Origin of the sequence: Streptomyces sp. NPDC025273, assembly GCF_040638585.1 — a bacterium.
GTDB lineage: Bacteria > Actinomycetota > Actinomycetes > Streptomycetales > Streptomycetaceae > Streptomyces > Streptomyces cinereorectus.
In genome coordinates this window covers 12015-26712 of the sequence record NZ_JBEZYP010000006.1, presented here as the reverse complement: position 1 = coordinate 26712, position 14698 = coordinate 12015, and the positions used below count along the sequence as shown (strand labels likewise).

Annotated in this window: 7 protein-coding genes; 3 read left to right on the top strand and 4 right to left on the bottom strand. The window is 74.2% G+C overall.

Annotated elements, in window-relative coordinates; translation table 11 throughout:
- Positions 1–50: 50 nt before the first annotated feature.
- The 3 genes from AB0F38_RS12510 to AB0F38_RS12500 form a co-directional block, all read right to left on the bottom strand.
- Complete coding sequence (locus AB0F38_RS12510; protein ID WP_361890776.1) at positions 51–6269, bottom strand: SDR family NAD(P)-dependent oxidoreductase; 6219 nt, start codon at positions 6267–6269, stop codon at positions 51–53.
- Positions 6270–6322: 53 nt separating this feature from the next.
- Positions 6323–7906 (bottom strand): PfaD family polyunsaturated fatty acid/polyketide biosynthesis protein, encoded by a 1584-nt coding sequence (locus AB0F38_RS12505; protein ID WP_361890773.1) that lies wholly within the window; start codon positions 7904–7906, stop codon positions 6323–6325.
- A gap of 67 nt (positions 7907–7973) precedes the next feature.
- A complete protein-coding gene (locus tag AB0F38_RS12500; protein WP_361890770.1) occupies positions 7974–9182 on the bottom strand; it encodes an SDR family oxidoreductase in 1209 nt (402 codons plus the stop codon).
- Positions 9183–9983: 801 nt separating this feature from the next.
- On the opposite strand from AB0F38_RS12500, the gene AB0F38_RS12495 reads away from it, so the two are divergent.
- Positions 9984–11330, top strand: a complete 1347-nt coding sequence (locus AB0F38_RS12495; RefSeq protein ID WP_361891492.1) for a hypothetical protein — start codon at positions 9984–9986, stop codon at positions 11328–11330.
- 88 nt (positions 11331–11418) lie between these two features.
- Here the strand turns inward: AB0F38_RS12495 and AB0F38_RS12490 are convergent, their stop codons facing one another.
- Complete coding sequence (locus AB0F38_RS12490) at positions 11419–12780, bottom strand: NAD(P)-binding domain-containing protein (RefSeq protein WP_361890767.1); 1362 nt, start codon at positions 12778–12780, stop codon at positions 11419–11421.
- 258 nt (positions 12781–13038) lie between these two features.
- Between AB0F38_RS12490 and AB0F38_RS12485 the strand changes: the two genes are divergently transcribed.
- Both AB0F38_RS12485 and AB0F38_RS12480 read left to right on the top strand, forming a co-directional pair.
- On the top strand, positions 13039–13653 hold the full coding sequence (locus tag AB0F38_RS12485; RefSeq protein ID WP_361890764.1) for an ABC transporter ATP-binding protein: 615 nt from the start codon (positions 13039–13041) through the stop codon (positions 13651–13653).
- Positions 13650–14528 carry an ABC transporter permease gene (locus AB0F38_RS12480; RefSeq protein ID WP_361890761.1) on the top strand — a complete coding sequence of 293 codons (879 nt, stop codon included), beginning with the start codon at positions 13650–13652 and terminating at the stop codon, positions 14526–14528. Before AB0F38_RS12485 ends, AB0F38_RS12480 begins: the two co-directional genes overlap by 4 nt.
- Positions 14529–14698 lie beyond the last annotated feature (170 nt).

Sequence of the window (14698 nt, the reverse complement as noted above, 5' to 3'; positions counted from 1 at the left end):
ACTTCACGGCGGAGTGGAGAGGGCGGGTTCAGACAGGGGGAAGGGCCCGGTCAGGAGGGGCGGCTGACGAGTTCGACGCCGGTCAGCTCCAGCAGTACGGACCCGTCGGGGCCGATCAGCGCGGCGTCGCAGCGTGCCCCGGTGTCGTGCGCCTTCCGTCCCCGCACCACACAGCGCACGGCGTCGTCCACCGGGCCGCGCCGGTACACCCGGCACTCCGCGACGGCCATCGGCAGGCTCGCAGTCCCGAGCACCTTCTCGCCCCAGAGCAGCGCGAGTTGGAGCGCGCCGTCCACGGCGGCCGGATCCAGCGGACCGTGCCCGCCCGGCCAGCCCAGGGACCGCAGGCCCGCGACCGTCGCCTCCGCCCCGTGCTCCGACACACCGCACACCTCGCGCAGGGCATGGAACCGGGGGCCGTGGAAGAGGACGCCCCCGTCGTACGGCGCGGTCACGTCGAGCGGCTTCAGGTCCGCCGGGGTGTCCCAGGCGGACCGGTCGGGCGCACCCTCGCCGGTGTCCACGACGGCACGGAAGTGCGCCTGCCCCTCCTCGCCCCGCAGCTCCGCCTCCAGCCCGGCCGGGGAGCCGGGCGCGCCCCGGCTGCCCAGCACGGTGAGCCGGTGGCCCACGCCTTCCAGCTCCGGCAGGTCGTACTTCCGGTACACCCGCAGATCACGCAGGACGAGCTGCCCCTCGGCCGGCAGCCAGGCCGCCGCGGCGCCCGCGAACCAGTTCAGGACCAGCGCCACGGGCAGCACCGGGACACCGGCGGGCGCGTGGTCGGCCAGCTGCGGCAGGGTGTCCGAGCTGACCAGCACCTGCGCGCGCAACCGTTCGTCCGCGGCGGCCGGGCCGTCGCCCGCCGTCAGCACGACACGGGCCTCGCCGGCCGCGCCGTCCAGTTCGGCGGTGCAGGCCGCGGCCCCCTGGGCCGGGGGGATGAGCGGCACCCCGGACCGGCCGAAGTGCGCGGCCAGGGCCGGGGTGACCATGCCGCCCTGCCAGGGACCCCAGGCCACGCAGCGCACCAGGCAGTCGGGGCGGCGGGCCTGCTCGGCCGACGCGACCTGCTGGAGGATCTCATTGGCCATGGCGTAGTCGCTCTGGCCCGCGTTGCCAAACACGGCGGCCACCGAGGAGAACAGCAGAATCGTGTCCAGGGGATCGTCCGCCGTCGCCGTCAGCAGCGCCCGCAGGCCGTCCACCTTCGTGGCCATGACCAGCTCGGCCTGCTCGTCGGTCTTGTCCGCGATCCGCTTGTCGGCGAGCACGCCCGCACCGTGCACGATGCCGGTCACCGGCCCCCACTTCGCGCGTACCTCGTGCAGTGCCGCAGTGAGGGCGTCGGCGTCGCGGACATCCACCCTGACGTACCGGGCGGGCGAACCGGCGGCTTCCAGCCCGGCCAGCGTCGCCCGTACTTCGCGGGCGGCGAGAATCCTCCGGGCCTCCTCCGCGATCCGGGCGGGCGAGGCCCCCTCCGTATCCCGGGCCCGCTCCGCGAGCAGCCGGGTGAGGGCCCGTTCGTCGGTGGCCAATGCCAGGCCGGCGGGCTCGGCGGCGGCCTCCGTCCGTCCGAGCAGGACGATCCGCGGCCGGTGGGTCCTGGCCAGGTCGAGCAGCGCGGCGGCGGTCACCCCGCGGGCGCCGCCGGTGGCCACGATCACGGAGTTCTCGCCGACGCGCCGGGCGCCGCCGGGTGTGAGCGGACCGGGCACCATCCGCAGCAGGGCGCGGGTGCCGTCCGCGCGGAGGCCGACCTCCCTGTCGGCTCCGCCTTCGAGCAGTTCGCACACGATCGCGTCGGCGACCTCTTCGTCGTCCCGGCCGCCCCGCTCGCAGTCGACGACCCTCACCTGGGTGTCCGGCCACTCCTTCGCGGCGGTCCTGGCCAGTCCGGCTGCCCCGCCCAACCACGCGCGGCCGGGCGTGTGTCCGCCGAGCCCGAAGTCGCCTCCGGTGTCCTGGACGGTGACGAACAGACCGCCGCCCCCGGCCGCCCGCAGTGCCAGCGCCCGCGCCGCGCGGAGCGCCGAGATGTGGACCTCCCGGGCCTCGTCCGGTGTGCCGTTCGCGGAGAGGCCGCCGAGGTGGATGACGCCGCGCGCTCCCTCGGGCACCTCCGCCACGGCGGTGGCGTCCACACCGCGCTCCGCCAGCTTCCGGGCCACGAGGCCGACGACCGGGCACCCCACCACGTCCTCGCCGCTCACCACGACCGGTCCGTCCAGCAGCCCCGCCGTGGCCAGCCCGGACGCCGGGGACTCCACCATGCGCGGCACCAGCCGGGTCAACGGCGTCCAACCGTCCGCCGCTGCGTCATCGGCGGACCGCTCGGATCCGTCGCCCCGTACGGCCGGGACGTCGACGGTCGTGGAGGACGGGGCGTCCTCGTGGGCCTCCGCCGGGAAGGGCTCGAACGCGTCCGCGCGGGGCGCGGGCACGGCATGGGCGTCCGGCTCCGGCGCGGCCCCGGCGGCCCGGGCGCCGGAGGCGAGTGCCGCGGTGATCTCGCGCAGCGTACGGAGCTTGCCGAGCCGTCCGGCGTCCCCGGCCGCCACGTCGCCCACCCGGCGGCGCACGGCCGACAGGATCTCGACACGCTTGATGGAGTCGACGCCCAGATCCGCCTCCAGGTCCATGTCCACGTGCAGCATGGCGGTCGGATAGCCCGTGAGGTCGGCCACCACCGACAGGAGCAACTCCCCCAGCTCGGAGGGAGACAGCTCCGCGGGAGAGAACTCCGACGCCGATGGGTCCGGTGCCGATGCGTCCCGCGCCGGTGGTTCGCACGGTAGTGCCGGCTCCGATGCTGAGGGGCGCACCGCGTCGCCCGCCTGAGGGGTGCTTGCCTCCGGCACGCGCCACGGCGTCGCGGCCCCGACGACCGCCGCGGGAGCCACCGGGGCGGCGGGAGCGACGGCGGGAGCCGGCGCCGCCACCGGGGGCGCCACGGCGGCCGGTACGTCGAGCGGGCCTGCGGAGCGGGGGAGCGGCAGCGGAGCGGGGGCTGCCATGTCCTGGGCCGCGCCCGGGACCGGCGCACCGAGCAGCGCGGCCAGGGTCGTCTCGGCCATCCCCAGGAAGGCCATATGGCTGTCCGTCAGCAGGCGTTGACAGGCGAGGTGGGTCTCGGCCGTCTGCCGGTGGATGCTCTCGACGGAGAGCTGCCGGTCGTCGCCGATGACCGGGCGGGCGTCCACCGGCGCCTCCGCAGGGTGTGACGGCCCGAACTCCTGCTGCGAGGACGCGGCAGCCGGCACGTACACCGGTGGCAGTGGCACGTCGGCGGAGGTCTGCGAGGGCAGGGCGACCGCCGGTGCGGGGGCGGCAGCCGGCACGGCGTCGGGGCGCGGCCCGTATTCCGGGGCGTGCGTCGGTTCGACGTGCGGGGTTCCGGAGGGCGGGAGCTGACCGCAGTTGGCTCCACTGATCTTCACGGTCATTCGGGGCTCGCGCTCCTTCGCTGGTGTTCCGGACGATGCGTAAGGGGTCCAGAGGGGGATGAGGCCGAGGGGTACGCCCCGTACGGCGAGTTCGCCGAGTGCGGCGTGGAAGGTGTCGGCGCCCGCCCCGGCCGGCCGGTCCAGGGGCACGGCCGCGTGCTCGCGGTCGCCGAGGATCTGCCCGACCAGGCCCGTGAGCGTGGCGCCCGCGCCGACCTCCACGAAGGTCCGCACCCCCGCCGCGTACATCGCCTCGATCTGGTCCTGGAAGAGGACCGGTGAGGCGAGATGACCGGCGACCCGGCGGCGTACCGCGTCGGGGCAGGAGGGGTAGGGTGCCGCGTCCGTGTTGCCGTAGACCTCGATCCGGGGTTCCGAGAACGTCACCGTGCGCAGGTAGGCGGCGAGCGGCTCGACAGCCGGGGCGACCAGCGGGCTGTGGAAGGCGGTCGACGCGGACAGCGCGCGGGCGGCGATCCCCGCGGCCGAGAAGGCGCCCCTCGCCCTTTCGACCGCCGCCGCCGAACCCGAGAGCACCGTCTGACGGGGCGAGTTGTGGTTGGCCGGCCAGATGTCGTCGAAGCCACCGCCGGCCAGCACCTCTGCCACGCGTACGCGGTCCGCCGCCACCGCCAGCATCGCGCCCGGGGTGAGGGCCGCCTCCCGCATCAGCTCGCCGCGACGACGCGCCAGCCCCACCAGCGACTCCGCGTCCAGGGCGCCCGCGCAGTGCAGCGCCACCAGTTCGCCGAAACTGTGGCCCGCCACGCAGTCCGGCCGCAGCCCCAGTTCCCGCACCACCGCCAGCAGCGCGAGCGCGTGCACCGCCAGCGCCGGCTGAGCCCACTCGGTGGCGTCCAGCAGGGCCGCTCGGGCGGCGCGCTCTTCCTCGGTGAAGGCGGGCGGCGGGAACACGGCCCGGTGCAGGGGCCTTCCGTCGAAGCGGGTGGAGCCCAGCCGGTCCCACACGGCCTGCGCGGCCGGGGCCAGCATCGCGAGCCCGGCCCCCATCCCGACGTACTGGGAGCCCTGCCCGGGGAACAGGAAGCCGATGCGCCCGGGCGCGGACTCCCCGTACGCGTACCGGATTCCGGAAGGGGCCGAGAACGACGCCTCGGGGCGCCGCCGGATGAGCGCGAGCGCCTGCGCGTACTTCTCCCGCAGGTCATCGGTGCCGGTGGCGACGACGGCCAGCCGCACCCGGGCGGTGGGCGAGAACGCGGCGTGGCTCTCCCTCGCCAGCGCGGCCAGCGGCCGTCCGTCCTCCGGCAGTCGCTCCACCAGGGCGGACGGCGAGGCGGCGCCGAACAGGACCAGCTCGCTCGACGCCGTGCGGTGGCGCAGGGCAGGGCGGCCCGCGGACTCCGGCGCAGGGCGCGCAAGGGTGTCCGCGTGCGCGCTCGATGACGGAGCGGGCACGGTCGGCGGGGTGTATTCCTCCAGCGTGACGTGGAAGTTGCTGCCGCCGAAACCGAAACTCGACACCGCCGCCCGGCGCGGATGACCGGCCGGCCGCACCCACGGCCGGGCCTCCGTGTTCACGTAGAACGGGCCGTGAGGGGCGGCGGCCGCCGGGTTCGGCCGTCCGACCTTGACCGTGGGCGGGAGCACCTTGTGGTGGAGGGCCATCACCGCCTTGAGGAGCCCCGCCGCACCCGCCGCGCACTTGGTGTGCCCGATCTGCGACTTCACCGAGCCGATCGCGCACCACTGGCCGTCCGGACGTCCCGAAGCGCCGAACACCGCGTTGAGCGCGGCCAGTTCCGCGGTGTCCCCGGCCTTCGTGCCGGTGCCATGCGCCTCGACCAGCTCCACGGTCTCCGGCCCGTAGCCTGCCTCCTCGTACGCGCGTCGCAGGGCCCGTTCCTGTCCCTCGGGCAGCGGGGCGTAGATCGCTGTGCTCCGGCCGTCCGACGAGGTGCCGATGCCCCGGATCACGGCGTGGATCCGGTCACCGTCGCGCTCCGCGTCGGACAACCGCTTCAGCGCGTACATCACGACCGCCTCACCGAGCATCGTGCCGTCCGCCGCCTCCGAGAACGGGCGGCAGTCGCCGCTGGGGGAGAGCGCGGGCGTCTTGGAGAAGCACAGGAACATGCCGACGTCGTTCCCGGTGTCCACGCCGCCGCTGATGACCAGGTCGGCCCGGCCGAGGGACAGTTCCCCGACCGCCGTCGACAGGGCGGCCAGCGAGCTGGCACAGGCGGCGTCGGTGGTGTGGTTGACGCCGTGCAGATCGAACCGGTTCGCGATCCGTCCCGCGACGACGTTGCCCAGCAGCCCCGGGAAGGTCGACTCCCGCCACGGCTGGAAGCGGGCGGCGATGCGGTCGCACACCGCGTGCGCCTCGGCCTCGTCGAGCCCGCTCTCCCGCAGCCCCGCCAGCCACGCGGGGCGCTGGGAACGCCCGTACATGTGCGGCAGCAGTTCGAGGGAGGCCGCCCCGAGGACGACGCCGGTCCGGTCCCGGTCGATCCCGGACGTCCCGCCGGCGTCCCTCAGCACCTGGTCGGCGACCATGAGGGCGAGCAGCTGGGAGGTGTCTGTGGACGGCAGATTGGTGGGAGGCACCCCGTAGGCCATCGGGTCGAAGTCCACCTCGGGAAGGAAGGCGCCCCGGCGGGCGTACGTCTTGTCGGGGGCGGCCGGGTCCGGATCGTAGTGGTCCTCCACCCGCCAGCGGGAGGCGGGGACCTCGGTGATCAGGTCCCGGCCGCCGGTCACGACCCGCCAGTAGCCGGCCGCGTCCGTCGCGCCCGGAACCAGCGCCCCGACACCGACCACGGCGATGGGGACCTGGCGGGGGATGGAGCCGGACATGGTCTCTCCTCGAGGTCGGGCGGCGGCGGACGGCGCTGCGGCACCGGGGCCGCTCATGCCAGCTCGCGCGGCGTGTAGGTGAACGCCTCGGACGGCAACGGAACCCCGTACGTGCGCAGTTGATGGGCGCGGGTGAGCGTCGCCGCCCCTTCCAGCAGGTTGAGGGCGATCTGCGTCACGGACCGGCGGGCCGGTTCCGCCAGGAAGGTGCCGGCCGCCCACCGGTTGAACGCGCCCATCGCCGGCCCGCACCAGATCTGGAAGTCGGCCCGCCGCGCGCTCTCCCCGGTGATCGCCCACCGGCTGGAACTGCCCAGGTACCAGCGGAACACCAGGGCCATGCGGTGCCGGGGGTCGGCCTCCGCACGGACGATCTCCGCCGGATCCCGCTCCTCCCAGAAGGCGCACGTGCGCTGCCAGACCTCCTCGAACGGGGCGCCCAGCACGTCGCGTTCGATGGCGGTACGCAGCGCGGGCGGGATCTCCTCCAGCGAGCCGTGGTCACGGTAGGCCGCGTACAGGCGGCCGGCCCGCCGGGCGAACATCGTGCCCCGCGACAGCACTTGCAGCTTCACGCCCAGCTCGAACATGTCGGCCGACGGCGCCATGGCGACATCGGCGACGTCCGCGTCGCACAGTATCGCCTTGGCCTCATCGGACAGACCGGCCTCGACCGCCGTCTGGTTCACCGAACCGGTGACGACGTAGGACGCGCCGAGAGCGAAGGCGGCGGCCACCGCGTCCGGGGTGCCGAGACCACCGGCCGCGCCGAGGCGGACCGGCCGCCGGTATCCGAACCGCCGGCAGACCGTGTCGCGCAGGGCGGCGATCCGCGGCAGCAGGACCGACAACGGCCGGTTGTCGGTGTGCCCGCCGCTGTCCGCCTCGACGGTGATGTCCTCGGCCACCGGCACCAGAGCCGCCAGGGCCGCCTCCTCGCGGGTCAGACTCCCCCGCGCGACGAGAAGGTCCAGCAGAGCGGGCGGGGCGGGGGAGAGGAACCTTTCGGCCACCTCGGGACGGGAGAGCTTCGCGAGCAGCCGCGTACGCCGGACGACGCCGCCGTCCTCGCCCCGGCGCAGGCCGTACGCCGAGCACAGGACGACCGCAGGGGTCAGCTCCATGAACGCCGACACCGAGATCCGGGGCACACCGCAGCGCAGCAGAAGCTCCGCGACCCGCCACTCCAGCTCCGGTTCGGCCGGTGAGTGGATGAGATTGACTCCCCAGTTCGTACGGGACCCCAGCTCCCGCGCCAGGGAGTGCACCGCCCGCTCCACCTCCGGGTGGGCCAGGCCGCCCGCACCGAAGAAGCCGATCATCTCCGCCCGTGCCATCGCCGCGACCATGCCGGTGGTCGCGATGCCGTTCGCCATCTCCCCCGCCACATAGGGGAAGCGGACGCCGTGCGCCTCGCAGAAGGTCCGGCCGCCGAGCCACTCGGGGTACAGCGGCGGCAGCGTGCCGAGCACCGGACCGGCGGGCGGGGCCCCGGTCGCGAGGCCCAGCTCCCGGCCGTCCGGCCCGCTGACGACGTGCACGGGTTCCCGGATCAGCCGGACACGGTCGGCGATTCCCTCGGGGGAGAAGACCGGCGGGCGCGCGCCGGGGGCGCGGGGAGCGGCGAGAACGGACACGGAAGCTCCAACGGGACGGGACGCTTGCTGCTGATCGGGCGTACGCCGTCTGTGACGTACGGGACGCTCAGACAGACGGGGTGGGCGGAGAGGCGGGTGGAGTGTCAGGGGGTCGGGGGAGCGCCTCGCTCCTCGGGGCCAGTCCGGCCCACAGCCGATCGAGACCGACCGGAGCGCAGACCGCCGCCGGACCGAGCAGGGTCCTCACCCGGGTGTCGTCGAACCGCCGCCGATGGGTGAGGTAGGCCGTGATGCCCGGGTAGAAGTCGATCAGGGTCTCCAACGCCGAGGGGTCCTCCGGCTTCGCGTCGACCAGGTCGATCGAGAAGGGGACGAGCCGTTCCAGCAGGGCGACGACGGTGGGCACGGGGACATCGCGGTCATGGACGACGTGGTACGTGTCGACCCCGCGTGAGGACGGCAGTTCGGACAGCCGGACCATGATGTCGGCCGCGTGCTCCACCGGCAGCAGGTTCAGCCGCCCATGCGGGTGCCCCACCGTCCGTACCTGGGGCCGGTCTCCAGGGCCCGTGGACCCGGGAGCGCCGAGGGAAGGACCGTCCGGAGCCCCGGCGGGAGGGCTCGTGGCAGTCGGTGGTGCGGCGACGGTGGCGCGTCGCGCGTCGCGCATGATGCGCTCGACGACCTGCAGCGGGTGCGAAGGCAGCTCCGGGTGCGGAGGCACGTCCGTGACGAGGATGCTCGGCCGCAGCACCAGGGCCGGTCGCCCGTGCTCGCGGGACCAGGCGTGAACCAGCAGCTCCGCCTCGTACTTTGACTGTTCGTAGGCGTTCTCGAAACCGTCGCCGTCGTCCAGTTCGTCCTCGTACGCCACCCCGGTGCGCCGCGCGCCGGCCACGAACGCGGTGCTCACATGGCGCACCACCGGTTCCGCGCGCCCGGCGGCCGCCAATTCCAGTACGTGGCGGGTGCCTTCGACATTGGTCCGTCGCAGCTCGGGAAGGTCCCCCTCCAGATGGATGCTTCCCGCGCTGTGCCAGATCGCGCCGAGGCTGTCCGCAAGCTCCCGGAACGCCCGTGCGGACAGGCCCAGCCGGGGCAGCGCCAGATCGGTCTCCACCACCCTCAGCCGCTCCGGCAGTCGTGCGAGGAACGCGCCCGGCGCACCCGTCAGTTCGAGGGAACGGGTGATGCGGTGCAGCGCGTCGCCCGAACCGGCGTGGGCCAGGACCGTCACCGACGCATGCGTGTCGAGCAGACGACGTAACAGGCGCAGTCCGAGGAATCCGGTGGCGCCGGTGAGTGCGACGTGCACGAGCGTGGCTCCCAGAGCGTGAGAAGGGCGGTCCCCTGCCGTGCGGGGCGTGCGGAGGCGGAGCACCGGCAGTGCGGCGGACCGGAAGCGGAAACGAGCGGACGGCGTCGACCATCCCGCGGCGTGGGTAGTCGTCGACGATCGCGCCGTGCGCGGTCCGGGACGACTGCACCGCGCACGGTCCGGATCGTCCCGCCGATCCGGTGCTGCCGGTGCCCACTGGCTCTCCGGACGCCTGGGGCTCACCGGGCCTTCGAACCCTGGTGATCTCCGGCGCTCGGCACACAATGGCAGACGGCGGACGGAACACGCCCATCGATCCGTCCTGGTCACCCGAACGGAGGATGTCGCTCCACCGTTGGTGCCGCCGTCGCACGCCGCTCGGGGACCGGTCCCTCTTTCGGGGGAACTCGTCGCGGTACGCCGGGATCACGCTCCCGCAGGCCGCGACCAGGGACACGACCGCGCGCGCCGGGCGTCGTGGGCCCGCCGGGCCACGGAAATCCGAGGCCGCGAGGCGCGGAGAGCGGGTGGCGGCGACCGCCGCGGAACCGTCCGGAACTCGCCCGCGGAGCCGGGACGGTCCGCCGCAGCCGGCCGGCGCTGTCCCGGTCGCCGGTCATCCTGGTGGGCCGCCGGTCCCGGCAGCGCGACCGGCCCGGGTGGGTGGGGCTCCCGGCGCGCCGGTTGACCCGCCCTTCGCGCGCTGCCGTACCTCCGTCCCACCACCGGTGGTCACCGCGACCGCCGTCGGCCCGAACGGGAGCCCGCACCCGCATGCCCGATTCCGAGCAGTCCACTGTGTCCGCCCCGCCCACCGCGCCGGCGGGCCCCTCCACGGGGTCCGCCCGGCCGAAGCGGTCCGTCCCCCCGCCCCGTCATCCCACCCACTCGGTCGACCGCGCGTTCCTCGACCTGGAGCGCCGCCGCCCCGAGGTCCGCTGGGACGCGGGCGGCGTCGCGTATCTCAGCGGTCCGCCCCCGAGCCTGGCCGATCTCCGCGCGTACGTGGCGTTCCGGCTCGGTGAACTGCCCCTGCTCACCAGCCGGGTGACGGGAGGCAGGCGGCCCGGGTGGCAGCCGTCCGAGGACTTCCCCATCGACCGGCATGTGCACGAGGTGGTGGCCGACGGACCCGCCGGCTGGGACGCCGCCCTGCACAGCGCGCTCAACGCCCCGTTCGCGCCCGGCGCCTACTGGGGGGTCTGGCTGATCCACGGCCACCAACCCGACGCGTACGCCCTCTGCTACCGCTTCCTCCACGCCTGCCAGGACGGCTCGGCCGCCGCCATGACGTTCCGGGCAATGCTGGGCGACGGGGAGCCATCGGCGCGTCCGCTGCCGGGCGGGAGCGGCGTGACCGGCGTGCCCCGGCGGTTCGGCGCGGCCGTCGCGCTGGCCACGAGGTTCCTGGCGCGTACCTTCGCCGTGCGCGGTCACCGCCCGGACCCGGCCTTCGCCACTACCGGTGAGCGGCGGCTGTGGCGGGGGCGGGTCCCCGTGGACACTCTGCGGCTGATCGGCGCCGGACGCGGAGGCTCGGCCCACGACGCACATCTCGCCGCGCTGGCCGGGGCGTTGTCGGTGTGGGCGGCCCGCTCCGGTGTGCCACTGCCCCGGGTGACGGCCGTGCTGCCCGTCGACGCGCGGCGGTCCGACGAGGAGCAGACCTGGGGCAACCGCTGCTTCGCCCTTCCGGTCGACCTGCCGGTGGGCCCCGCCCCGGGCCGCCCGGACGGCTCCCCGGACGAGGAGGCGCCGCTGCGACGGCTCGACCAGGTCATGGCGGTGACCCGGAAGCTGCGGGGCGACACCTGGCGACAGGCCGTGCAGGACCTGGTCCGCTTCATGCCGGACCGTCCCACCGCGTGGTACCTGCGCAGGATGCTGTCCCCCCGCGTCACCAACGTCATGGCCACGTCCATGCCGCTCGCCGAAAAGGGGAGCCTGGGGGAGACCCGGGTGACGGGGACGGCCCTGCTGCCGCTCCTCGTGCCGGGACACCTCTGCGGAGTGGGGCTGTCGTTCTTCGGCGACTGGGCGGAGGTGTCCTTCGTCGCGGACCGCGCCCTGCCGCTGGGCGAGCTGCTGCCGGAGCTGTGGGAACAGGCCGTGGGAGAGTTGGAGGAGAGCGTGCAGCAGGGGTGAGCGGGTGTACGGGCCGGGACGCGGGCCCCTGTCGCCCCGTGCCCGTACGTGACCGGCCCCGCCCCCGGTACCGGCGCGGGAGGGCTGGTCACACCGTGTCGGACACCGGAGCGCGACGAGGCGCGTCGGGGCGGGGAGCGGCTGCCCGGCGCGCTCGGCGCCTGCCCGCCCGGAGCTCCCGGCGAAGGACCCGCCGGTAGGTGCGGATGTCGATCTCGATCCCGTGCCGATAGGTCGGCGCGTAGACCTTGTCGTGCCGTTCCCGCGCACGGGCGATCGACCGGGTCATCTCCGCGGGCGTCGGCAGGAGGACCTCCCCTTCGATCAGGTCGGCGATCCATTCGGCCTGCGGTTCGAGCAACGGGAAGGCCGCTCCCGCCGGTTGTGCGAGCCCCATGAAGAAGAGCCCGGGGAGCCGGGGCGGCACCGTGCGCAGATACAGCTCGGTGCGGCCGTCCGGCGCGGCGAAGACGGCGGGGTCCAGGAAGGGGAAGGACAGCGAGTAACCGGTGGCGTACACCACGGCGTCCACGGTCTCGCGGCTGCCGTCCGTGAAGGACGCCGAGTCCCGGCCGAAGGAGCGGACGCCGGGCTTCACGGTGACCGCGCCCCGGGCCAGCTGGACGAGGAGCTCGTCTGACGTGGAGGGGTGGCCGGCGAGAGGCCGCCGCGTCGGTTCGGGGAGCCCGTAGAGCGCGGGGGCGCCACGGGCCAGCCGCAGCAGGAGTGCCATCGCCGGGTCCTTGAGGAAGCGGGGCAGGGCGGCCGCCCTGCCCACCGCCCAGTGGTCCGCGGGCCGCCCGAGCAGCATCTTCGGGAACACGTGCGCCACGGCGCGGGCCGAGAGGAACGTCCGCGCCGCCGTACGGGAGATCTCCGCCGCGATCTCGCACCCGGAGTTGCCCATCCCGACGACGAGCACCCGCCGCCCGGCGTACGGCTCGGGGGAGCGGTAGGCGTGCGCGTGGACGGCGGAGCCCTCGAACTCCCCGGCCCCGGGCACGGCGGGGTCCGGAAGACGAGGGTCCCAGTGGTGCCCGTTGGCCACCACCACCTCGGTGTACCGGCCGGTCTCCGCCTCCGACGCTCCTCGGCTCCGGCGGGTGACCTCCCAGCCGCCGCCCTCCAGGGGGCGCACGGAGGTGACCTCCGCGCGCAGCCCGATGTGACCGTGCAGCCCGAAGGTCTCCGCGTAGCTCTCCAGGTAGGCGAGGACCTGGGTGTGGTGCGGGAAGACCGGGTAGGACTCCGGCATCGGCAGCGAGGAGAAGGACATGCTCTCCTTGGAGATGTTCGCGTGCACCGACGCGTACACCCCCGACATGCCGTTGTCGTTGCCGTAGCGCCAGAGCCCGCCGATGCCCGAGCCCGCCTCATAGCAGTCGAACGGGATGCCGCGCGAGGCGAGGACTCTGCTCGCGGCCAGGCCGGACGGGCCGGCTCCGATCACGCACGTTCTCCGCATGGCTGACCGGCCTTTCACGTCAGATGGGTACGACCGCTCCGGGAGCCCGGTCACGGTAGCCGCCGCCACGGCAACCGAGGCGGTTTCGGGCAGGCTTCCCGTCGCACGCGTGACGGGCGGACGCCAGGTTGACGCCGCAGGGCGGCCGCTCTCCCCGGCTGCCGTTTCCCCTGCCCGGCCGACTCGTTGGGCACGCGCGGACCGGTCCCGCGGACCGCAGCCCAGGTACGACGGAGCGAAGCGATGGACGTCCACGATGTGCACCATTCCTACCGGCAGCACGCCGTCCTGCGGGGCGTCGGCCTCCGGCTGAGGCCCGGCACCCTGGCCGGGATCGTCGGCGAGAACGGTGCGGGCAAGACGACCCTGCTGAAGATCCTCTCCGGTGAACTCCGTCCGGACCGGGGGTCGGTGCACCATAGCGGTAGGTTCGGCTACTGCCCGCAGTCCGTGGTGCTGGACGACTCCTTCACCGTCCGCCAGCATCTCGACTTCTTCAGGAGCGCGTTCGGGCTTCCCGGCCTCGAACGGGCCGAGGAGGTGATGGAGACACTGGCTTTTACCGAGTACCTCGACCAGCGCGCGGGCCGGCTCAGCGGCGGCTCGCGGCAGAAGCTCAACCTGACCCTGGCCCTCATGCACGACCCGGACGTACTCCTGCTGGACGAGCCCTACCAGGGCTTCGACTGGGAGACCTACCTGCGCTTCTGGGAACTGGCGACCAGGCTGCGCGACGCCGGGCGTTCGGTGCTGGTCGTCTCGCACCTCGCGTACGACATCGACCGGCTGGACCAGCTCTGGCGCCTGGAGGACGGGCGCCTGCACCTCCAGGAACGGTGTACGGAGGCCGCGGCGTGAGGCGGCATCTGTCCTTGTTCGTCACGGCATCTCGGTACGCGCTGATCGGACACGCCCGCAACCGGTTCGCGATGCTGCTGGTGGTCGTGTACATCCCGGTGTGGATCGCCCTCGCCTATGTGACCATCCCCGATCAGCCCGCCCCCTTCCGGCTCCGGGCGACCGGCGAGGTGCTCTCCCCGCCCGGCAACCACCTCACCCAGATCACCGGCGCGCTGAACGCGGTCACCCTCATCGCCGGGTTCATGATGTTCGCCGCCACGTTCACCGGGGGCGCCTTCGACCGCCGGCTGGCGATGGCGGGCTACCCCCGCTACCACCTCGTCCTCGCCAAGCTGTCCGCGCTCACGCTGGTCTGCGTCGCGATCTCCGTGTACGCCACCGCCGTCGCCGGGTCCGCCTGGACGCCGCGACAGCCCCTGCTGCTCACCGCCGCGCTGTTCGCCGCCGCCCTCACCTACGGCGCGCTCGGCGTGGTCTTCGGGTCGGTGCTCCGGCGCGAGGTCGAGGGGATGTTCGCCATCCTGATGATCAGCGTCCTCGACGTCGCGTTGCAGAACCCCCTCTCCAGCTCCGGGTCCGACAGCGCCGTCGTGCGCTTCCTCCCGACGTACGGAGCGGTTCAGGCCAGCATGTCCGCCGCCTTCTCCGACGCGTCGGGCGGCCAGGCGCTCCTGACCCAGTGCCTCTGGCTCACCGGCGCGTCGGCGGCGGGATTCCTGGTCTTCCGCCGACGTACCCGGAACGCGCTCGTGCGGCACAGGACGCCACCGCCGCTTCCGGCGCCCCGGGGCCCTGGAGGGACCGGGGGCCCTGGCGTTCACCGGCCCCCGTCGGAGTCCGGCCCGGCGCCGGAAAGGGTGGGACCCGCCTGACCGCCCGGGGCCGCTCGGGGGACTCGTCCGTCGCACGGACGGCTGACGACTCCGCGTGCGCCCCTTGTCCCGCTGATATGCCCGTGACCTGGGCAGGCGGTGATCGTTCTGTAGCCGTCGGGGCGCTGAATCGGTGCCCGGAACGACCCGTTCACCCGTGCAAGGAGCAC